Below are 20,806 nucleotides of genomic sequence, written 5' to 3'. Positions count from 1 at the left end.
GGCACCGAAAGGTGGGTACACGGAACTCCGGTAACAATGGATAGCCTTTGATGCAAACAAAACCTTTCCGGATCGGCACGCGCGGCAGCCCGCTGGCGCTCGCCCAAGCCCATGAAACGCGTGATCGCCTCGCGGCAGTGCATGGTCTGTCGCTGGAAATGTTCGAGATCGTCATCCTTTCCACCAAGGGCGATCGCATCACCGATCGGTCGCTCGCCGAGATCGGCGGCAAGGGCCTGTTCACCGAGGAAATCGAACAGCAGTTGCTGTCAGGCGAACTCGATTTCGCCGTGCATTCGTCGAAAGACATGCCGACCAGACTTCCCGACGGCCTGTTTCTTTCGGCCTTCCTGCCGCGTGAAGACATCCGTGACGCCTTCGTCGGCCGCACCGCACCGAGGCTGATGGAATTGCCGCAAGGCGCGACCGTCGGCTCGTCGTCGTTGCGCCGCCAGGCGCTGATCCGCCGGCTGCGGCCAGACATCAACGTCATCACCTATCGCGGCCAGGTCGAGACGCGGCTGCGCAAGCTCGCCGAGGGCCAGGTCGATGCGACGCTGCTTGCCTATGCCGGCCTGAAGCGGCTCGGCATGACCGACGTGCCGACCGAGCTGCTTGATCCGGAAGAGTTTCCGCCGGCACCGGCCCAGGGCGCGATCTGTATCGAGAGCAGGATGGCCGACAAACGCGTCAACGACCTGCTCGCCGCGATCGACGATGCACGAACCCATGAGGCGGTCGCCTGCGAACGTGGCTTCCTCGCGACGCTCGACGGCTCCTGTCGCACCCCGATCGCCGGTCTGGCGATCTCCGACGGCACCCATCTGCGTTTCTCCGGCATGATCCTGACGCCTGATGGTCGCACCCATCACCGCATCGCTGTCGAAGGCAAGGCTACCGATGCCGAAGCCCTTGGGCAAAAGGCCGGCGAAGACATCCGCGCGCAGGCGGGACCCGGCTTCTTCGCGAGCTGGACCTGAACCATGCGGCTGCTCGTGACCCGGCCGCAGCCCGCCGCCGAGGCGACGGTCAGCCGGCTGGAGGCCATGGGTCATCGGCCGCTGCTGCTGCCGTTGGCACGAGCAGAACATTTGCCTGAGGCGGCGCGAAGAGCGCTCGAAAAGCCGCATACCGCGATCGCCCTCACCAGCGCCGAAGCCGTTCGGGTGCTCGCCGAACTTGGCGCTGAACTGGAGGCGCATAAGACGGAACCCTGCTTCTGCGTCGGCGAGGCGACGGCCCGTGCGGCACGCGACCTCGGCTTCACCTCGGTCCACACGGGAGCCGGAACGGGCAAGAGCCTCGCGGACCTGATCGCGGCAACCCCTGCTGCATCTGAAACACCCCTGCTCTATCTCGCCGGATCGCCCCGCTCCGACGGACTTGAAGCCACGCTGCGGCGGCTTCAAGTCGAGCACGTCACTGTTGAATGCTACCGCATGCAGCCGATCGCGCACCCGCCCGAGGCTTTGGCGCGCCTGCTGTCCGCCGGCCAGCCGGAGGCTGTGTTGCTCTATTCCCATGACACCGCGCGACGCTTCGCCGCGCTTCTTGTCGAAGCCGGCCTTAAGGCCGCCGCCTTCTCGCCGCGCTACCTCTGCCTCAGCGCCGCCGTTGCCGGAGCCCTGCCGGACGGGACACCGGTCGAGGTCGCCTCAAGACCCGACGAAGAAAGCCTTTTCAGGCTTCTCTAATGCTATTTCGATCAAAAACGGAAGCAAGGGGGCTTTCCCTCACCGGCCAGCCTGACTAGGTTTGTTGCCAGAACCGACAGGCAACAACGGTAAGAGGTCACCATGGTATCGGAAAACCCGCCGCGCCGCTCGAAAGCCGAGAAAGAGCCGCTGACGATCGACCTTGAAGCGGAAAAAGCCGTGACGGAAGACGCCGAAGCAACGGCCGGCCGCGCGGCAACCGCCGATGAACCTACCGAAGTCTCCGAGACCGATGGCGCAGCGGAAGCCCGGCTCGAAGAGGAAATCGAGGAGCAGCGCGCCGATGCGGCAGCAGCCGCCTTCACCGAGGAGCCGCCGCATATCAGCCGCGAGCCTGAGGCAACCGCCGTGCAAAAGCCGCCGTCCAATGCCGGCTCATTGGCGGCCGGCATCCTCGGCGGCCTGGTCACGCTGCTCGGCTTCGGCGTGCTGCAATATGCCGGCTATATCCCCCCGCTCGGCCCCGACCGCGGCGCATCGACCACGGACATGACGCTTTCGAGCGAAATCCAGGCCCTGCGCGATCAGGTGGCCGGCATGCAGGTGCCAACAGCAACCGTCGACATCGCACCGCTTGAGAACCGCCTCGCCGCACTGGAGCAGACAACTGCACAACCGGGGGCCGGCGGAGCGGCAACCGCCGAGGTGACAGCGCTCCAAGCCGAAGTGTCGAACCTGACCAAGGAGATCGCCGCGCTGAAATCAGGCCTTGCCGAAGCGCGGCAATCGGCAACGGCGGCCAGGGCCGAACTGACAAGCCGCATCGATTCCGCCGAACAGAAACTCAACGAGCCTGCCAACGATATCCAGGTCGCCAAGGCCGTCGCCGTCACCGCGCTCAAGACCGCGATCGATCGCGGCGGGCCGTTCCTGGCTGAGCTCGATGCGCTCCGCAGCATTGCCCCTGATGAGGCCGCGGTGACCGGCCTCGCCCAGGATGCAACGACAGGCGTGGCAACGCGGACGGACCTTCGCCGGGACTTTGCAACGGTATCGGGAACAATGCTCGACGCGCTTGATCAGCCGGACCCGAACGAGGGCATCTTCGACCGCCTCGTGTCCAGCGCCATGTCGGGCATCCGCGTGCGCCCCGTCGGCAGCGTCGAAGGCGACACGCCGGAGGCCGTCGTCGCCCGCATCGAGGACAAGCTGAACAACGGCGACCTCAAGGGGGCCGCATTGGAATGGGACGGTCTTCCGGCAGCGGCCAAAACCGCCGGCGAAGCGTTCAAGGCCAAGCTCGACCAGCGTCTCCGGGTCGAAGGCATCATCGATGCTGCCGTCGCGGCGACGATGGACAAGTCCGGCACCCAGGGCTGAGGAAGACAGACATGATCCGCATTTTGATCTTCATCCTGATCGTCCTTTGCCTTGGCCTCGGCTTTGCGTGGCTCGCGGATCGGCCGGGCGAACTCTCGCTCGTCTGGCAGGGGCAGCTCATCGAAATGAGCCTGATGCGCGCGGCATCGCTGCTGATCTCGCTGATTGCAGCCGTGCTGATCGCCATCTGGCTGGTACGCACAATCTGGCTGTCGCCGCACACCGTCACCCGCTATTTCCGCGCCCGAAAGCGCGACAGGGGCTATCAGGCGCTATCGACCGGCCTGATCGCTGCCGGCGCCGGCGACGCCAATCAGGCACGCAAGATGACGGCCCGCACCCGCGGCCTGATCAGCGCCGACCAGGAACCGTTGATCCACCTGCTCGAAGCCCAGACCTTCCTGATCGAGGGCAAGTACGACGACGCGCGCAAGAAGTTCGAACTGATGGCCGACGATCCGGAGACGCGCGAGCTCGGCCTGCGCGGTCTCTATCTCGAAGCCAAGCGCCTCGGCGCGCACGAGGCAGCGCGCCAATATGCCGAGCGGGCGGCCGAAAAGGCGCCGCACCTGCCCTGGGCGACGCTTGCGACGCTCGACAGCCAGAGCCAGGCCGGACAATGGGACGACGCGCTGCGCCTGCTTGACCAAAGCCGGACAGCCCATGTGCTTGAACGCAAGGAGGCCGACCGCAAGAAGGCCGTGCTTCTGACCGCCCGCGCCATGAGCCGCCTTGACGGCGATGCCAAGGCTGCCCGCGACGATGCGCTTGCCGCGCTCAAGCTTGACGAACACCTGGTGCCTGCCGCCCTCGTCGCGGCAAAGGCGCTGTTTCGCGAGGATAATCTGCGCAAGGGAGCGTCGATCCTCGAAAAGGCGTGGAAGCACGAGCCGCATCCCGATGTCGCCCGCCTCTACGTGCGGGCGCGCGGCGGCGACACGGCGGTCGACCGGCTGAAGCGCGCGAGAAAGCTCGAATCGCTGCGTCCAAACAATGCTGTCGCCATGGCAGCCGTCGCCGAGGCCGCACTCGAGGCGCGCGAGCTTCTGCTTGCCCGTACCAAGGCAGAGGCGGCAGCCCGGCTGGAGCCGACCGAGAGCATCTTTCTGCTGCTCGCCGACATCGAAGAGGCCGACACCGGTGACGAGGGCCGCATCCGCCACTGGATGGCCCAGGCCCTGAAGAGCCCGCGCGATCCCGCCTGGACCGCCGACGGCGTGACCTCGCCCACCTGGCTGCCGGTCTCGCCCGTCAGCGGGCGGCTCGACGCCTTCGAATGGAAAGCACCGGCCCTGCAGCTTGCCGCACAGGTCGAGGATGGCCATCTGAGCGCCGATGAAGCCATCCGCAGCCTGCCGCCAGTGGTGGCCGAGCACCATCCCGTAGCCCACGGTCCGGCACCGACGAAACAGGTTGTCGATACGCCGGTGATCATCGAAGCAGCGCCCGAAACGCCGCGGGAGCGCGCGGAGCCGATCAAGGTGGTGGAGGCCAGGAAGCCGGCCCCGATCGTCGAGAAGACACGCGAGAAGGAAGGTGCGTCCAATGGCGAGCAGGTCGCCGACCCGTTCTTCGGCCGTCCTCCGGACGATCCTGGCGTGCGGGAACCGGCTGCCGGCGAAAAAATGCCGGAAAAGACCAGTTTCCGATTGTTCTGAGTTTTTGAGGGGCTGTGGGCGAAAACATGTTTGAACGGTTCCGGACGTTTCTCGAGGGCCTGACCGGCCCGACGACGCGGATCGAGAGGGGTGACCCGCGCGTGGCGGTCATCGCACTCTGCATTCAGGTAATGGAGGCGGACGGCAAGATCCTCGCCTCCGAGCAGCGCAAGATGCGCACGATCATCAAGCAGCATTATGCACTCGACGATGCGGCACTCGGCGCGCTGGTCGAAGCCGGTAAATCCGCCGAGAGCGAGGCGATCGACTTCTATCAGTTCACCGCCGAAGTGAAGCGGCACCTTTCCGAGGAGCAGCGCATCGAATTGATCGGCATGCTCTGGGAAATCGTCTACGCCGACGGCGAGCGCAGCGAGATGGAAGACCATGTGATCTGGCGGATCGCCGATCTTCTCGGCGTGTCCGGACGGGACCGGGTCTTGAAGCGACGGGAGGTCGCGGCAAGGATCGATGCGGCGGAAGAAAGCGAACCGCAACAGGAAAGCTGAAATGCCGATACCCGCCGAGATCGACAGGAAACCCATCCTCATCGTCCTGCACCAGGAGCGATCGAGCGCCGGCCGTGTCGGCCAGATCCTCACGCAGAAGGGTTTTCCCCTCGACATCCGTCGTCCGGCGCTTGGCGACGAGCTGCCTTCGACGCTCGAACACCACGGCGGCACGATCATCTTCGGCGGCCCGATGAGCGCCAATGACGAGGAGGATTTCGTCCGTCGCGAGATCGACTGGCTGTCGGTGCCGCTGAGCGAAAACAAGCCCTATCTCGGCATCTGCCTCGGCGCACAGATGCTGGCGCGCAATCTCGGCGGCAAGGTTGCGCCGCATCATGAAGGTATGACGGAAATCGGCTGGTATCCGCTGGTGGCCACCGAAGCCGGCCGGGCGCTGATGGACTGGCCGGCCATGGTCTACCATTTCCATCGCGAGGGTTTCGATCTGCCGGCTGGAGCCGAACTGCTGGCGACCGGCGAAACCTATCCGAACCAGGCCTTCCGCTATGGCGACAATGCCTGGGGCATCCAGTTTCACGGCGAACTGACGCGCGCCATGATGCATCGCTGGGTCGTGCACGGCGCGCACCGCTTCGAGCTGCCTGGCGCCCAGATGGGCAAGGCCCATCTCGACGGTCGCATGCAGCACGATGCGCCGTTGCGCACCTGGATGGAGAATTTCCTCGATCTCATCTTTCTGCACGCCGGCGACAGGAAGACGGCCTGACGGCAAGCCTCGGCCGGGAGAACCTGCGCATTTTCTGGCTGAAAACCGCAGCTTTCCTGGAAGGGTTTTAGCGGTGGTGCTTTGGCACGTCGAGCGTGTCGATCTTGCGCAACTGCGGGAAGCCGAGCGCCCAGAGCGCCGACACCAGAAGCGTGCCCGCGCCGCCGAAAGCAACAGCAAAGACCGCGCCGAAGCCGGAGGCCATCATGCCTGCCCGGAATTCGCCAAGCTCATTGGAGGCGCCGACGAACACCATGTTGACCGCATTGACGCGACCGCGAAGCTCGTCCGGCGTCCACAGCGTGATCAGGATCTCGCGCACATAGACCGAGATCATGTCGGCAGCGCCCATGACGACGAGTGCTGCGATCGATACCCACGGCGTTGCCGACAGACCGAAGACGACGGTGCCGAGGCCGAAGAGAGCAACGCCGGTGAACATGTAGAAACCGGCGCGGTGACGGATGGGGTGGGCGGCCAGCCACACCGCCATGCCGACGGCGCCAACGCCGGGGGCGGCGCGCAGCAAGCCGAGACCCCATGGGCCAAGATCAAGGATATCGCGGGCAAAGACCGGCATCAGCGCGACGGCGCCGCCGAGCAGCACGGCGAAGAGATCGAGCGAGATCGCACCCAGCACCACCTTCTCCGCCTTGATATAGCGGAAACCGGCGGTGATTGTCTCCCAGCTCTGTGCCGACGCTTTGGAGCGCGCCGCCGGCTTCGGAATGGCAAACACCATCAGCGCCGCAGCGGCAAAGAAGCAGACGCCGACGGCATAGGGCGCGACGGGGCCGAAGCCATAGATCAGGCCGCCTGCGACCGGACCGACGATCATCGCCGTCTGCCACGATGTCGAATTCCAGGCGATCGCATTGGGCAGGTCTTCGGGCGGGACCAGATTGGGTGCCAGCGACTGCGAGGCGGGCGCCAGAAACGCGCGCTCGATGCCGAAGACGATCAGGATGGCATAGACCGGCCAGGGCGAGAAAAGGCCCATGACCGTCAGCATGAGCAGCGCCACGGCGCAAAGCGTGCTGATTACCATGCAGATGCCCATGATCATGCGCCGGTTGTAGCGATCGGCAACCGATCCGGTGACCAGGATCAGCACCAGGGACGGCAGGAATTGGAAGAGCCCGATAAGCCCGAGATCGAACGGATCGCGCGTCAGGTCGTAGATCTGCCAACCGACAGCAACGGAGATGATCTGGATGGCGAAGTAGGCAAGGAAGCGCGAGAAGAAATAACGACGATAACCGACATGCCGGAAGGCGCCGAAACGGTGGGTGACATGAACGGCCGACATTGGGGAGACGCTCCTCGATGGTACCGATCTTTGTCCGATCCGTGTTAAACATGATCGCGCACGGCAAATCGGCGTACTTGCTCGTTTAGGTCTCAATGTCTACATGTCTGTCAATAACGATTTGGAGACCGGCATGATTGCTGTCATCGGCACCTTGAACTTTATTATCAACATCGCGTGGTTTCTGATCATCGCGTCAGCCATCTTTTCCTGGCTCTACGCGTTCAACGTCATCAACGTGAACAACCAGGCGATCAACATGATCGGCCGCTCGCTCTACCAGCTGACCGAGCCGCTCTATCGTCCGATCCGCCGGGTCCTGCCCAACATGGGTGGCGTCGATCTTTCGCCGCTGGTCGTACTGGTGATCCTCTATTTCATCCAGCTGTTCCTGAACACGACGATCGCGTCGGCGCTGTTGCGCTGATCCATTGACGAGCCAAGCGTTCACCGCCCACGGCGATCACGTGCGCGTCACCGTTCGACTGACACCGAACGGCGGACGCGACGGGATCGATGGGGTGGAGAGTGGCGCCGACGGACAGGACCATCTCAAGGTCCGCGTGCGCGCCATTCCGGAAAAGGGCAAGGCCAACCAGGCCCTGATTGCCGTGCTCTCGAAAGAGATCGGCGTCGCCAAGAACCGCATTTCTTTTATCTCGGGCGAAACGCAGCGCAAAAAAATCCTCCGGATCGACGCCGACCCGGAGGATGTTTTGAAACGGCTTGCCGAGCTGATCGGCGATTAAGCTACAGCGCCGCGCGTCAAACATGACGCGCAAAGGACGCTGTAACACCTTAAAGTTGCTGCATAATTTTATCCTTAAATCGATCTCGATTTCAGGAATTATGCAGTACTTACTTCTTTTCGCCCTTGGCGCGCTCGACAGCTTCCTTGATCAGCTGCTTGGCGACGGAGGCATCCTTCCAGCCGAAAATCTTCACCCACTTGCCGGGCTCCAGATCCTTGTAGTGCTCGAAGAAGTGCTCGATCTGCTTGAGCGTGATTTCCGGCAGGTCGGTGTACTCATGCACCTTGTCGTAGCGCTGCGTCAGGTGACCCGACGGAACCGCGATGATCTTTTCGTCCTGGCCGGAGTTGTCCTCCATCATCATCACGCCGATCGGGCGGACATTGATGACGCAGCCCGGAACGAGCGGACGGGTGTTGCAGATCAGAACGTCGATCGGATCGCCATCGTCGGAAAGCGTGTGCGGCACGAAGCCGTAGTTCCCCGGATAGGTCATCGGCGTGTAGAGGAAACGGTCGACGACCAGCGTGCCGGCTTCCTTGTCCATCTCGTACTTGATGGGATGGCCGCCAACGGGAACCTCAACGATCACGTTGACATCTTCTGGTGGATTCTTTCCGATGGAAATCGCGTCAATGCGCATGGACTACTCCAGGGTCAGTTTGGAAGTTTGCCCGTCGGATAAAGGGAAACATGCCGCGATGCAATATAACTTTCGTCCGCAGCACAGATTCAACCGGGCGTTTTTGTCGTTGCCGAATGGAGTGATTTCGGGAAGGCTGGCTGCGGCTACCGCAACAACCAGAGAAGACCTGGATGGCAGCAGGCGTCAGTTCCAGGCAAAGCCGACCTTCTTGAGGTGCTTGTCGCCGAAATCTTCCATGCCTTCGGCGATATCGCTGCCGCCGGCGCCCTGGAAGAAATGATAGGCGTGATCGCTGTCTTCGAGGCACCAGACGACCAGCCCCCTGCAGCCGAGCGACCGCAGCAGGCTCTTGGCTTCGCCGAAGAGAACCCGCCCCAGGCCGACGCCCTGATATTCCGGACGCAGGTAGATCTCGTAGATTTCGCCTTCCTGCGGCAGCGCCTTGGCGCGGCTAAGGCCAAGCGTCGCATAGCCGGCAATCGTTCCCGCCACGTCGACGACCAGCAACGTCGCCGGACCCCGCGTCGCCTTGCGCCACCAGACCTCGTCTCGACGATTGACCATCTGGATCAGGGGGCGGTGCGGAATGATGCCGCCATAGGCCTGCAGCCATGAAACGCGATGCACGTCGGCAATCGCCGCCGCCTCTTGCGGTTCTCCAGGCCTGACCTCGATCGAAACAGTCTTCATGACTCACGACTCTAAACACACACAGGGCGAACAGGAATCCCGCCCGGGAGCCGCGTCGCGTTAACCCACAGGCAACTTTAACGGCATCCTATGGAAGGTTAACGCCTTTTTAACTTTATCCGCAAGCCGCCCCCTGCTGGCACACACAGCAAAAAACCCCGGATTGCTCCGGGGTTTCGCAAACTGCCTGCTTTTGTCGGCTGACGTTTAAGCGGCGCCGGCCGTACGCGACTTCTCGAAGCGCTTGCGGTCGTTCGAGTCGAGGTAAAGCTTGCGCAACCGGATCGACTTCGGCGTCACTTCGACGAGCTCGTCGTCCTGGATCCAGGACAGTGCGCGCTCGAGCGTCATGCGGATCGGCGGCGTCAGCTTGACGGCTTCGTCCTTGCCGGAAGCGCGCATGTTGGTGAGCTTCTTGCCCTTCAACACGTTGACTTCGAGATCGTTGTCGCGCGTGTGGATGCCGATGATCATGCCGGCATAGACCTTCTCGCCGGCATCGATGATCATCGGGCCGCGGTCTTCCAGGTTGAACATGGCATAGGCGACCGACTCGCCGGCGTCGTTGGAAAGCAGCACGCCGTTGACGCGGCCACCGATCTCGCCCTTGTACGGCTGGTAGGCGTGGAACAGACGGTTCATGACCGCCGTGCCGCGCGTATCCGTCAGCAGTTCCGACTGGTAGCCGATCAGGCCGCGGGTCGGAGCGAAGAACACCAGACGGACGCGATTGCCGCCGGAAGGACGAAGCTCGACCATCTCGGCCTTGCGTTCGGACATCTTCTGAACGACGACGCCGGAATGCTCCTCGTCAACGTCGATGACCACTTCTTCGATCGGCTCGAGCAGCTGGCCGTTGTCATCCTTGTGCATGACGACGCGCGGACGCGAGACGGCCAGTTCGAAGCCTTCGCGGCGCATGGTTTCGATCAGAACCGCGAGCTGCAATTCGCCACGGCCCGACACGAAGAACGAATCCTTCTCGGAGGATTCCTCGATCTTCAGCGCAACGTTGCCTTCGGCTTCCTTGAACAGACGGTCGCGGATGACGCGGCTCGTCACCTTGTCGCCTTCGGTGCCGGCAAGCGGGCTGTCGTTGACGATGAAGGACATGGTGACGGTCGGCGGGTCGATCGGCTGTGCGGTCAGCGCTTCGGAGACCGACGGGTCGCAGAAGGTGTCGGCGACGGTGCCCTTGGTCAGGCCGGCGATGGCGACGATATCACCTGCTTGCGCTTCTTCGATCGGCTGACGCTCGATGCCGCGGAAGGCGAGGATCTTCGAGATACGGCCGGTTTCGAGCAGCTTGCCGTCCTGGCCGAGGACCTTGACGGCCTGGTTCGGCTTGACCGAGCCGGAATGAACGCGGCCGGTGATGATGCGGCCGAGGAAGGGGTTGGCTTCGAGGATCGTGCCGATCATGCGGAACGGGCCTTCGGCAACCGTCGGCTCGGGAACATGCTTGAGCACGAGGTCGAGAAGCGGCGCCATGCCCTGGTCCTTCGGACCTTCAGGCGCAACGTTCATCCAGCCGTCACGGCCCGAACCGTAGAGGATCGGGAAGTCGAGCTGCTCATCGCTGGCGTCGAGGTTTGCAAAAAGGTCGAAGACCTCGTTGATGACTTCTTCGTGGCGGCCGTCCGGACGGTCGATCTTGTTGATCGCGACGATCGGCTTCAGGCCGACCTTCAGCGCCTTGCCGACGACGAACTTCGTCTGCGGCATCGGGCCTTCGGAGGCATCGACGAGAACAATGGCGCCGTCCACCATCGACAGGATGCGCTCGACTTCGCCGCCGAAGTCGGCGTGGCCGGGGGTGTCGACGATGTTGATGCGCGTTCCCTTCCACTCGACCGACGTCGCCTTGGCAAGAATGGTGATGCCGCGCTCTTTTTCGATGTCGTTGGAGTCCATGACGCGTTCGGCAACGCGCTGGTTTTCGCGGAACGAGCCCGACTGCTTCAGAAGCTCGTCGACGAGGGTCGTTTTCCCATGGTCGACGTGCGCGATAATCGCGATGTTACGAATGCTCATTTTTCGTCTCGGAAGGTTTAGGGCACGCCCCAATGGGCCACGCCGCTTTTTCAATGGTCGCGCTCATACAGGTTTTTTTGCGATTGCGAAAGGGGGGCGCGCGCAAGAGCCCGACGCCAAAGCCCCGACAGGCCATGGGTTTGCAACCGGGAAGGGTCCCGCCAGCTAGCTCTGGAAAGGTATCGGCCACGGCCAGAATGCTCATGCGATCGCCGCCGGATCGAGCGTCACCCGCCACAGTTCCTGGTCCTGCCGATCCATCAGCCGCACGGTCATCTGCTTCGTCTGTCCGTTGATATCGACGATGCCGAAGAACTGCAGGCCGGCAGAAGGCGGCAGGTTGCTGTCGACGCCTCCGCCCGACGCCTTGATGAAGCGCACGTCCGGGCCGAAGGTCATGTCCAGCTCCTTCGGACCATAGGTGCCGGAATGCAAGGGACCGGAAACGAACTCCCAGAACGGCAGGAAATCCTTGAAAGCCGCCCGCGACGGATCGTAGTGGTGCGCCGCCGTGTAATGCACGTCCGCCGTCAGCCAGACGAGGTTGTCGATGGCATTGTCCCTGATGAAGCGGAGCAGGTCGGCAAATTCCGTCTCGCGCCCGGTCGGCGGGCCGTTGTCGCCATCGGCGATGGCATCGGAGCCGCGCCTGTTGGCATAATCGTCCCAGACGACGAGACCGATCGGCATGTCGCAGGCGATCACCTTCCAGACGGCGCGCGAAGACGCCAGCTCCCGCTTCAGCCAGTCCGCCTGTCGCCAGCCGAACAGGCCGTTATCCCCCTCTCCCTGGTTGGGACCGCGATAGGATCTGAGATCGACGAAGAAGACATCAAGCAGCGGGCCGTAAGCGATCTTGCGGAAGATGCGGCCGGGCTGCGTCGGCGGCGTGCGGATCGGCGTCATCTCATTGAACGCCCGCGCCGCGCGCGCGGCGTAGACCGCGACATTTTTTTCCGGATAGCGCGGATCGTCGCTCAGGTCCGTCGAGGCCGACCAGTTGTTCAGAACTTCGTGGTCATCCCATTGATAGAAGGTCGGACAGACGGCATTGAGGTCACGGACATGCTCATCGAGCAGATTGTACTTCCATTGGCCGCGATACTCCTCGAGCGTGCGCGCCACGTCGCGCTTCTCATGCGTCACCACCCGGTTCTTCCAGATGCCGCCGTCGCGCAATGTGATCTCGTCGGGAATGGGATTGTCGGCGTAGATCGTGTCGCCGGAATGGATGAAGAAGTCCGGCTCATGCAGGCGCATGGTGGAATAGGTCTTCATGCCGACATCGTCGATGCCCCAGCCCTGGCCGGCCGTGTCGCCGGACCAGACGAAGCGGACCGAGCGCCTGCGCAAGGGCGCGGTGCGAAACCGGCCGATCACCGGTTCCGACACCCGATTGACGTCGTAAAGATCGGCCGCGGTGAAGCGATAGAAGATGTCCTGATCGGGCAGCAGATCCTCAAGCGAACATTTCACCGCACAATCCGTCTGCGGCGTCGCGGTAAGATCGGCAAGGCGAACCGGATTGGAAAAGCTCTCGGTCGTCGAATAGTCGAGCGTCACCCGCGACGGCCTGTCGACCCGCGTCCACACCATGCCGGAACTTGTGTCGACATCGCCCGACTGCACGCCATGGATGAATTCCGGCCGACCGTGGCCGCGGGCATAAAACGGCGTTGCAAGGCCGGAGGACGCGACAAGGCCGGCGGCGCCGGCAGACAGAAGGAAGGAACGGCGGGACAGCGTGGTGAGGATTTCGGCCAAACAAGCCTCCGGTTCGAGCCCTGCGAAAGCGGGATTTCGCGTGCCGGACCTTTGGTTATTCGCATGTCAGCGACTTAACAGCGGCGTGAAACTATTTGAACGGTTTCGCGACAGTTCGGTGAATAGAGCGCCTTCGCACGCTTTACGGTAAGCCGCCCCGCGCGATCGCAGCAGTGCTGTTTCCGCAACCTGTCGGCTTGACGCCGGGCCGACCGGGACACTACAGCGCCGCGCGTCTATTTAGACGCGCAAAGGTCGCTGTAACACTTTGAGTTACTGCATAATTCCTTAAATCGATCCCGATTTAAGGAATTATGCAGTAAGGGTAGCGGCGACGGTTCCCCGAAGGATGACTCCGACGGGGATTAATAGGGAACAGGCTGCCGGCTTCGAGACCATCGAGCAGACGCCCCACCAACCGATCGCCGCCGCACAGCGAAAAACCGCAAACCTGCGAAACTGCCTGCGCACCTCGCCTATCGCCGCTTCATTCTCTGCGCACATAAACCCGTCTGAATGGCCATGTTGCACCGAGGTGCGCACCGGATCCGACCTGATGGCATTTGCCGATAGCCCTGCTATGAAGATTGCCGTCTTTGCCGACAGCGACCTTCGCGCCCGGCGACGGACGAAACGCTTCATCTCGCCGCCCGGCGACGTCAGATATCGGCAGGTCCCTCAACGTGTCCCAATCGAACACTCCCGCGCGTGATCACCTCGAACAGATCCTGAGCCGGCTCGATGCCCGCCGGGACAACGAGAAGGCCTATGTCAGGCTCTACGCCGAGAGTGCCCGTATCGAGGCCGATGCTGCCGATCGCCGCCGGCAGATCGGCGCCACGCTGGGACCGCTCGACGGCAAGATCGTTTCGATCAAGGATCTTTTCGACGTTGCCGGAGAACCAACGCTCGCCGGCTCGATCATCAAGCGCACGGCGGCCGTGCCGGAACAGGACGCCGTCGTCGTCAAGAGATTGCGCGCCGCCGGCGCCGTGATCGTCGGCAAGACCCATATGACCGAATTCGCCTTCACCGCGGTCGGCCTCAATCCCCATTATCCGGTGCCCGGCAATGCCACGGATGAGAGCCTGATCCCCGGCGGCTCGTCCTCGGGCGCGGCGGTGTCGGCGGCCGAAGGCACCTGCGACATCGCCATCGGCTCCGACACCGGCGGTTCCGTGCGCATCCCGGCGGCGCTGAACGGCCTTGTCGGCTTCAAGCCGACCGCCCGTCGCGTGCCCCTCGACGGCGCCTTTGCGCTTGCGCCGAGCCTCGATTCGATCGGCCCGCTCGCCCACACGGTCAGCGACTGCGCGCTTGCCGATGCGGTTTTGGCTGGCGAGCCGGCAACGACACTGGCGCCACGCCCGGTTGCCGGCCTGCGCATCGGGGTGCCACGCGGCCAGCTTCTAGCCGAGCTCTCTGCCGAGATTGCCGCAGCCTTTTCAGCCAGTCTCGACCGCCTCACTGCTGCCGGCGCCGTCCTTGTCGATTGCACCATCGACGATCTGATCGACCGCTTGAGGGAGGCGACCGCTATCGGTTCGATCGCCGGCCTCGAGGCAAGCCGTCTGCATGCCGACTGGCTTTCGGACCAGGATGCGCCGGTGGACGTCAGGGTTTCATCGACGCTCCGGCGTCGCATGCTGACGCCGCAGACTGCACTCGATGCGCTGCTGGAGACGAGAGCAGGCTTGGTCGGCGACATGGACGCACGGCTCTCCGCCTACGACCTTATCGTCTTGCCGACGACGCCGATCGCCGCAGTCCCTATCGTTTCCGTGGAGGCGGATGAGGCGGAGTACGATCGTGTCGAGGGTCTGCTGCTGCGCAACTGCCAGGTCGCCAATCAGTTCGACCTGACCGCCATCACCCTGCCGATGCCGGGACAGACGCGCCCCGCGGGCCTCATGTTGGTGGGGAGAAACGGAATGGACAAAACGCTGTTGGCGGTTGCCGCATCGGTGGAGGCGCTGTTGCGGGACAACTGAGGCGGCAGACCACACCCAAGTTCGATCGGTGCAGCCCCAAAATCTGAACCGTCTCGAGCGCTCCGCATCGGGGCGCCCATGTCGTATGGCCATGAAATGTGGCTGGCGAATCGAACGGCGTTGCGGCCCGTTTCCACCGGCAAAGCACATGAGTACGCCTTCGTGGCGAACGGGGGCTTCGCTGACCCGCCTCAATGCATCGTTTCGCCGGAAATTTCGTCGCGAAGAATGCGGAACGCATCCTCGAGTGCTGCCACCAGCACATTGGTCAGCTCTTCACCGTCGTTGTTCATGAGGAAGAGGGCAACGGCCTTATCCTGCGGATCGGCATAGTGCTCGACATCGTTTGACATATCATCGTCCTTTGTTCGCCGCGTCACATCCCGGCTCTTGGCGCGATGGTATAAAGGCCGACTTGCGCAAAGCTTGACGGACAAACCGCACATGACACTCTTGTCGCGGCGTGGTCTCCCGCATCCCGGCCACTTTCCGCTTCGTTCGGGCCTCGCCCTCTCGAAACAGGTGGCCCGATATGCACAGCGCGGCGTCCTCGCCTTTTTGCTCGCCCTTGCCCGCTCGGCAGGTTAGAGGACGTGGGAGATGAACGTCGGAACTGAAAATGTCGAAGAAGCCGAAACGCGATAACGCCCATTATGAGCAGCGATTGAAGGCGGAGTTCCCGGACGTCTACGGCGATGTGCTCGCCGGCAGGATCTCCTCCCTGCGCAAGGCTCTGGTCATCGCCGGCCTGAAGCCGCAGCGAACCCGCCTCGAAAAACTCAAGAATTCGTGGGCGAAGGCAACGCCCGGCGAGCGCGACGGTTTTCTGACCTGGTTGACGATAACGGGCGCGCTGCCCATCGCCTCGGCACCATCGTCCGCCACAGCCCTCTCTCCCGAGCCCTTGCCTGCAGGCACTGCCATTGCCAGCGGCCGCTACCTGCTTCCTTCCACAATTACCCGCATCAGGGCGGTCATGGTCAAGCGCCGGCTGAAACCTGGCGATGTCATGCTCGAAATGGGCTTCTCGTCCGATGGGCAGTCTCTCGCCCGTGCGCTTGCCAAGAATGCAAGCCTGAGACTTGCGGTGATTGCCGGACTGGAGGCGTGGCTACGCACGCATGAAGACTGACTGAAGCATCGCTCTGTCGCCTTGTTCAGGCATCGGTGCACGACGGCGTTCCTGGCTGGGTCGGCCATTGCCTTTCCGTTCCCGGCTGCAGCCAACCCGGCACCATTGTTTCCAAAGGTTGCCAAGACTGGCGCAATACATCCACAGGTGCTAATATTTTGGCGCCTAGGGTTCCTGGCGAACAAATCTCGCAGTCGATAATCAGATAACGCGAATTGCTTGCAGCCAATTGCCGCGCCGTCGAGCCCCGCTCGACGAGCAGAGTCGTTTTTCGACGACATCAACGTGGAGGAAAAGCCAATGGCCAGCAATCTTGTTTCCTACATCGCGCAGATGCTTACCCCTGACATGATCGCACGCATCGCTTCGGCACTGGGCCTCGATAGCGGCAAGGTGCAGAGCGCTGTCGGCGCAGCAGTCCCCGCAGTCCTGGCGGGACTGGCCGGCATCGCCGCGCAACCGGGCGGCGCCCAAAGGATCGCCGACACTGCCAAGCAACAGAGCGGATCGCTCGACAATCTCATGGGAATGCTGGCGGGCGGCGACCAGCCATCGCTTGCCCAGAACGGGTCACAGATCATCTCATCGCTGTTTGGAGCCAAGGACGGCAGTGCGCTGGCAAGTGCCATAGGCGGGGTTTCCGGCATGGATCAAAGGGCGAGCGGCTCGCTGCTTGCAACGCTTACTCCACTTGTCATGGGCGGTCTTGCCCGGCAAAGCGGTGGAGACCTGAGCGCCAACGGCATCGCCGGATTGCTCGCCAGTCAGAAGGACAACATCGCCGCCGCATTGCCGTCCGGCGTCAGGGACCTGCTTGCCGGCACGGGCCTGCTCGGCTCGCTCGGCGCTTCGGCGCAAGCCGCTGCAGCCTCCGCCAGCCAAGCCGCCCGCAGCGCTGCGGCGACGGCCTCCACGGTCGGCGGTGCCGGCCAACGCGCAGCCGCAGCCACCGTTCCTACCTCATCGCGCAATTGGCTCTATTGGGTGATTGCCGCCCTCGTGCTTGCAGGCGTGCTTTTCTACCTGTTCGGTAGACAAAGCGAACAGGTCGCGCCGCAGGCCGGCACGCCAGAACAGAGCTTGACGGTTGGCGGGCTTGATATCGGCCAGCAGATCAAGGACAGCATGGCCAGCCTGCAGACGACACTGACCGGCATTACCGATGCCGCCTCCGCCACGGCAGCCCTGCCGAAGCTGGAAGACGTCGCGAGCCAGCTCGACAAGGTCAGCGGTGTCGCCGGGCAATTATCAGCCGGGCAAAAGGCAGCACTCACCGCCCTGATCACACCGATGATGTCGACGCTCAATGGGTTGTTCGACAAGGCTTTGGCCATCCCCGGCGTTTCCGAAATCCTGAAACCCACGATCGATGCGTTGAAGACGAAGCTGACGGCCCTGTCTTCCTGACGTTGCGAGCAATCGCTGGCAGCCGGCGCCCCTCGGGGGATCGGCAATACCTGTCTTGGTCAAGAAATCGAACGAAGGAGGGTCGGCCATGGCTGACAAATCGACATTCACCCCGGAAGAATGGACGTTGCTTCTGGAGAGCGTGATGATGGCCGGCATTGCCGTGACCGCGGCGGAGCCGAGCGGCCTGTGGGGCATGCTCAAGGAGGGCCTCGCCAACAGCAGCGCGCTGCTGCAGGCAAAAACCGACGCCACTGCAAATCCGCTTGTCAAAGCGCTCGTCGGCGACTTCGAAACCTCGGAAGGGCGTGCAGCCGCACGCGACGGCCTGCAGGCAAAGCTCAAGGGCGCCAAGCCTGAGGACATGAAGGCCAGATGCATCGAAACACTGCAGCAGGCCCGAACGGTCGTCGAGACCAAGGCGCCGACCGACGCCGGCGCCTTTACCGCATGGCTTTACCAGATCAGCCAGCGTGTCGCGGAAGCCGCCAAGGAAGGTGGCTTCATGGGTTTCGGCGGGGTCGCGGTGAGCGAGGCGGAGAAGGCAACCCTGTCGGAAATATCGGCGGCGTTGAAAGTCGCTTAGCGCAGCGGCCGCACCGCTGGAACAAGACACACCGTCAATCGGGCCATCGCCGTCCTTGCGAAATTCGCAACGCCGTCTTTGGTCTGTTTGACGAACTGCAATGTGATTGCAACTATCGAGGCAATAAAGAGCCAATGGCGGAGAGGGTGGGATTTGAACCCACGATACCCTTGCAGGTATGCCGCATTTCGAGTGCGGTGCATTCGACCACTCTGCCACCTCTCCGCATAGTCGGTCGGCGCTTGTTCGGCGCGGTCGGGTTCATAGCGGCAGATTCGGGTGCTGGCAAGTGCCTCGTTGAAGAATATCCAATGAGGCGAATGCCTTCTTCTTGACAGACGGCAGCGTTTCCCGTAATTCGCGCAATGAAGTGGTGTGGCTTGCCCTCACCGCAGCGGGTGTGATTTGCGCCCATTCACCGGCAGGGCCTCGGGAATGATCCCGGAATTCTGCTCAAAATGTCGACTGACAAAAAGACGGCCTTGCCCACGGGCAAAGAGCCGGCCCGAACATGAAAGGATAAAGAATGTTCGCAGTCATCAAGACCGGCGGTAAGCAGTACCGCGTGGCAGCCAACGACGTCGTAACCATCGAAAAGCTGGAAGGCGTTGCAGGCGACAAGATTGAATTCACCGAGATCCTGATGGTCGGCGTCGGCGCCGATGCAACCATCGGCGCTCCGTTTGTCGAAGGTGCCGTTGTTAGCGCCGAAGTCGTTGAACAGGGCCGCGCCAAGAAGGTCATCGCCTTCAAGAAGCGTCGCCGCCAGAACTCCAAGCGCTCGCGCGGTCACCGCCAGCACCAGACGACCGTCCGCATCCTGGACATCGCTGCTGCCGGTGGCAAGGCAAAGAAGGCTTCCAAGAAGTCTGAAGCCGCCGCTGAAGCTGCAAACTGAGTTTTGGGATCGAAGGTTTAAAGGAGAACACCAATGGCACACAAAAAAGCTGGCGGTTCGTCGCGCAACGGTCGCGATTCTGAGTCCAAGCGCCTTGGCGTGAAGAAGTTCGGCGGCGAGAACGTCATCGCCGGCAACATCATCGTGCGTCAGCGCGGCACCAAGTGGCATCCGGGCGCCAATGTCGGCCTCGGCAAGGACCATACGATTTTTGCGCTTACGGCAGGTAACGTGGACTTCCGTACGAAGGCCAATGGCCGCGTGTACGTGTCTGTAATGCCGAAAGCGGAAGCAGCGGAATAAGCCGGTAGCGCTCTAAAACAGCCGGCGTCTCATCGACCCGGCTGACGCACCTAACGGTTCCAAGCCAGACCTAAAAAGGGGAGATGGGGCAATACCCAACTCCCCTTTTTTTCGTTTCTGGAGGACGAACCATGCAAACCGAGCTACTGAGGGAAGACCAATCACGGTCTCCCGAACAAAGGCTGAGGCCCCAACGGTCAAGGACCGATTGCCCGATATTGTTGTCACCCCGGCTCGTCCTGCGTGCCCCCCATGAAGACGATATCGACGCCCTTGCCCATCTTGCCAACAATGCCAATGTCGCCACCATGGTTTCGCGCATGCCGCACCCGTATACGACGGCCGATGCCGCCGATTTCGTGCGACGCGCCAAAGCCGGCACGATTGGCAAGTGCGTCTACGCGATTACGAAAGCGGATAATGGCGCATTCCTCGGTTGCTGCGGTATCGAGCCGCATCCCGATGGCAAGACGGCAGAACTCGGCTACTGGCTGGGCGAACCCTATTGGAACCAGGGTTATGCCACCGAGGCTGCCCAGGCCCTGACCGACATGGCCTTCCGCACCCGCGACATCGACCAGATCGATGCGCGCTGCCGGGTCATGAACCTGGCATCACGCCGGGTCATCCAGAAGTGCGGCTTCCAGTTCCAGGGCAGCGGCATGGTCGGCAGCCTGGCGCTCGGCGGATCGATCGCCGTCGAATGGTACCGGCTCGACCGCAAGACCTGGGTTTCGCTGAGAAGCTGGGGAGGCATGCGATGAACGCGCTTGCTTCCGAACGGTTGCGCACCGTCGTCCAACCCGGCCCCGGGCCCTGCCCGGTCATCGAGACCAGGCGTCTGGTGCTGCGACCCCATCGACGCAGCGATGCCGAGGCGATCGCCCAGTCGCTCGGCGATTTCCAGGTGGCGCGCATGCTTTCGCGCGTGCCCGCTCCCTACGATCAGCAGGACGCGCTCGATTGGCTGGCGAGCCAGACCTCGGGGCTGACCCCCGACTGGACGCTGGCGATCACCACCGGCGACGACGTGCATATCGGCTGCATCGGCATCGAGCTCAGGCACGGGCAATGGCATGTCGGTTACTGGCTGAACCGGTTCTACTGGAGCAAGGGCCTGGCAAGCGAAGCCGCCTATGCCGCGATCGAGCGCTTCTTCCGGCGGATGCCGGAAACGACCTTGCATTCCGGCGTCTTCGCGGACAATCCGGGATCGCTCAAGGTCCAGGAAAAGCTCGGCTTCCAGATCACCGGATGCAGCCAGATCTATGCGCTCGCCCGCAATGCCATGGTCGCGCATATCGAAACGCGGTTGACCGCGGCGGATTTGCGTCGGCCGCACTGAAGCAGGTCTCGCAAAAG

Annotated in this window: 22 protein-coding genes, 1 tRNA gene and 1 pseudogene; 17 read left to right on the top strand and 7 right to left on the bottom strand. The window is 62.8% G+C overall.

The window, feature by feature from the left end:
- Window positions 1-50: 50 nt before the first annotated feature.
- The 6 genes from hemC (at window position 51) to BC363_RS28480 (ending at window position 5,932) form a co-directional block, all read left to right on the top strand.
- Entirely contained in the window at window positions 51-980 is a 930-nt protein-coding gene (gene hemC, locus BC363_RS28505; RefSeq protein WP_065780655.1) for a hydroxymethylbilane synthase, read from the top strand.
- 3 nt (window positions 981-983) lie between these two features.
- Complete coding sequence (locus BC363_RS28500; RefSeq protein ID WP_065780652.1) at window positions 984-1,694, top strand: uroporphyrinogen-III synthase; 711 nt, start codon at window positions 984-986, stop codon at window positions 1,692-1,694.
- Window positions 1,695-1,796: 102 nt separating this feature from the next.
- The gene (locus tag BC363_RS28495; RefSeq protein ID WP_065780649.1) at window positions 1,797-3,035 is read left to right on the top strand and encodes a COG4223 family protein; all 1,239 of its coding nucleotides are present in this window, start codon (window positions 1,797-1,799) and stop codon (window positions 3,033-3,035) included.
- Between the two features lie 11 nt (window positions 3,036-3,046).
- Window positions 3,047-4,693 carry a heme biosynthesis protein HemY gene (locus BC363_RS28490; RefSeq protein ID WP_065780646.1) on the top strand — a complete coding sequence of 549 codons (1,647 nt, stop codon included), beginning with the start codon at window positions 3,047-3,049 and terminating at the stop codon, window positions 4,691-4,693.
- 26 nt (window positions 4,694-4,719) lie between these two features.
- Window positions 4,720-5,202: a TerB family tellurite resistance protein gene (locus BC363_RS28485; protein ID WP_065780643.1), complete on the top strand. Its 483-nt coding sequence runs from the start codon at window positions 4,720-4,722 to the stop codon at window positions 5,200-5,202.
- Between the two features lies 1 nt (window position 5,203).
- Complete coding sequence (locus BC363_RS28480) at window positions 5,204-5,932, top strand: glutamine amidotransferase (RefSeq protein ID WP_065780634.1); 729 nt, start codon at window positions 5,204-5,206, stop codon at window positions 5,930-5,932.
- Between the two features lie 67 nt (window positions 5,933-5,999).
- Here BC363_RS28480 and BC363_RS28475 read toward each other — a convergent pair whose 3' ends face one another.
- Window positions 6,000-7,241, bottom strand: coding sequence for an MFS transporter (locus BC363_RS28475; protein ID WP_065780630.1), 1,242 nt, complete (start codon window positions 7,239-7,241; stop codon window positions 6,000-6,002).
- Between the two features lie 133 nt (window positions 7,242-7,374).
- Here BC363_RS28475 and BC363_RS28470 point away from each other — a divergent pair, with 133 nt between their 5' ends.
- Window positions 7,375-7,668 carry a YggT family protein gene (locus tag BC363_RS28470; protein ID WP_139109914.1) on the top strand — a complete coding sequence of 98 codons (294 nt, stop codon included), beginning with the start codon at window positions 7,375-7,377 and terminating at the stop codon, window positions 7,666-7,668.
- A gap of 4 nt (window positions 7,669-7,672) precedes the next feature.
- The gene (locus tag BC363_RS28465) at window positions 7,673-7,990 is read left to right on the top strand and encodes a DUF167 domain-containing protein (protein WP_065780627.1); all 318 of its coding nucleotides are present in this window, start codon (window positions 7,673-7,675) and stop codon (window positions 7,988-7,990) included.
- 109 nt (window positions 7,991-8,099) lie between these two features.
- Here the strand turns inward: BC363_RS28465 and ppa are convergent, their stop codons facing one another.
- The 4 genes from ppa to BC363_RS28445 all read right to left on the bottom strand — a co-directional run bounded on the left by ppa (window position 8,100) and on the right by BC363_RS28445 (window position 13,127).
- Window positions 8,100-8,636, bottom strand: a complete 537-nt coding sequence (gene ppa / locus BC363_RS28460) for an inorganic diphosphatase (RefSeq protein ID WP_025425109.1) — start codon at window positions 8,634-8,636, stop codon at window positions 8,100-8,102.
- A gap of 186 nt (window positions 8,637-8,822) precedes the next feature.
- The gene (locus BC363_RS28455; protein ID WP_065780625.1) at window positions 8,823-9,329 is read right to left on the bottom strand and encodes a GNAT family N-acetyltransferase; all 507 of its coding nucleotides are present in this window, start codon (window positions 9,327-9,329) and stop codon (window positions 8,823-8,825) included.
- Between the two features lie 207 nt (window positions 9,330-9,536).
- Window positions 9,537-11,363, bottom strand: a complete 1,827-nt coding sequence (gene typA / locus BC363_RS28450; RefSeq protein WP_065780623.1) for a translational GTPase TypA — start codon at window positions 11,361-11,363, stop codon at window positions 9,537-9,539.
- A 201-nt stretch (window positions 11,364-11,564) separates the two neighbouring features.
- Window positions 11,565-13,127 carry an alkaline phosphatase gene (locus BC363_RS28445; RefSeq protein WP_065780621.1) on the bottom strand — a complete coding sequence of 521 codons (1,563 nt, stop codon included), beginning with the start codon at window positions 13,125-13,127 and terminating at the stop codon, window positions 11,565-11,567.
- A gap of 376 nt (window positions 13,128-13,503) precedes the next feature.
- Between BC363_RS28445 and BC363_RS36410 the strand changes: the two are divergent.
- A pseudogene (locus BC363_RS36410) lies at window positions 13,504-13,643 on the top strand (SAM-dependent methyltransferase); the annotation flags it as partial.
- Between the two features lie 167 nt (window positions 13,644-13,810).
- Window positions 13,811-15,118, top strand: a complete 1,308-nt coding sequence (locus tag BC363_RS28440; RefSeq protein ID WP_065780821.1) for an amidase — start codon at window positions 13,811-13,813, stop codon at window positions 15,116-15,118.
- 191 nt (window positions 15,119-15,309) lie between these two features.
- Here BC363_RS28440 and BC363_RS35640 read toward each other — a convergent pair whose 3' ends face one another.
- Entirely contained in the window at window positions 15,310-15,471 is a 162-nt protein-coding gene (locus BC363_RS35640; protein ID WP_167590803.1) for a hypothetical protein, read from the bottom strand.
- A 266-nt stretch (window positions 15,472-15,737) separates the two neighbouring features.
- On the opposite strand from BC363_RS35640, the gene BC363_RS28435 reads away from it, so the two are divergent.
- The 3 genes from BC363_RS28435 (at window position 15,738) to BC363_RS28425 (ending at window position 18,243) form a co-directional block, all read left to right on the top strand.
- Window positions 15,738-16,250: a hypothetical protein gene (locus BC363_RS28435; protein WP_065780619.1), complete on the top strand. Its 513-nt coding sequence runs from the start codon at window positions 15,738-15,740 to the stop codon at window positions 16,248-16,250.
- A gap of 300 nt (window positions 16,251-16,550) precedes the next feature.
- Window positions 16,551-17,657: a DUF937 domain-containing protein gene (locus BC363_RS28430; RefSeq protein ID WP_065780617.1), complete on the top strand. Its 1,107-nt coding sequence runs from the start codon at window positions 16,551-16,553 to the stop codon at window positions 17,655-17,657.
- Between the two features lie 88 nt (window positions 17,658-17,745).
- Window positions 17,746-18,243 (top strand): hypothetical protein, encoded by a 498-nt coding sequence (locus tag BC363_RS28425; RefSeq protein WP_065780615.1) that lies wholly within the window; start codon window positions 17,746-17,748, stop codon window positions 18,241-18,243.
- A 135-nt stretch (window positions 18,244-18,378) separates the two neighbouring features.
- On the opposite strand, the gene BC363_RS28420 is transcribed toward BC363_RS28425, so the two are convergent.
- Window positions 18,379-18,468, bottom strand: a tRNA-Ser gene (locus tag BC363_RS28420).
- A 301-nt stretch (window positions 18,469-18,769) separates the two neighbouring features.
- Here BC363_RS28420 and rplU point away from each other — a divergent pair.
- The 4 genes from rplU (at window position 18,770) to BC363_RS28400 (ending at window position 20,789) form a co-directional block, all read left to right on the top strand.
- The gene (gene rplU, locus BC363_RS28415) at window positions 18,770-19,141 is read left to right on the top strand and encodes a 50S ribosomal protein L21 (protein WP_025425118.1); all 372 of its coding nucleotides are present in this window, start codon (window positions 18,770-18,772) and stop codon (window positions 19,139-19,141) included.
- Window positions 19,142-19,174: 33 nt separating this feature from the next.
- On the top strand, window positions 19,175-19,444 hold the full coding sequence (gene rpmA, locus BC363_RS28410; RefSeq protein WP_034802646.1) for a 50S ribosomal protein L27: 270 nt from the start codon (window positions 19,175-19,177) through the stop codon (window positions 19,442-19,444).
- Window positions 19,445-19,575: 131 nt separating this feature from the next.
- Entirely contained in the window at window positions 19,576-20,208 is a 633-nt protein-coding gene (locus tag BC363_RS28405; RefSeq protein ID WP_065780613.1) for a GNAT family protein, read from the top strand.
- Window positions 20,205-20,789, top strand: coding sequence for a GNAT family N-acetyltransferase (locus BC363_RS28400; RefSeq protein WP_065780612.1), 585 nt, complete (start codon window positions 20,205-20,207; stop codon window positions 20,787-20,789). Before BC363_RS28405 ends, BC363_RS28400 begins: the two co-directional genes overlap by 4 nt.
- The last annotated feature ends 17 nt before the right edge of the window (window positions 20,790-20,806 follow it).

It is taken from the genome of Ensifer sp. LC384, from assembly GCF_001695865.1.
Classification (GTDB): Bacteria; Pseudomonadota; Alphaproteobacteria; order Rhizobiales; family Rhizobiaceae; genus Ensifer.
The sequence above is the reverse complement of the archived record's forward strand: the minus strand, read 5'-3'. Positions and strand labels throughout refer to the sequence as shown.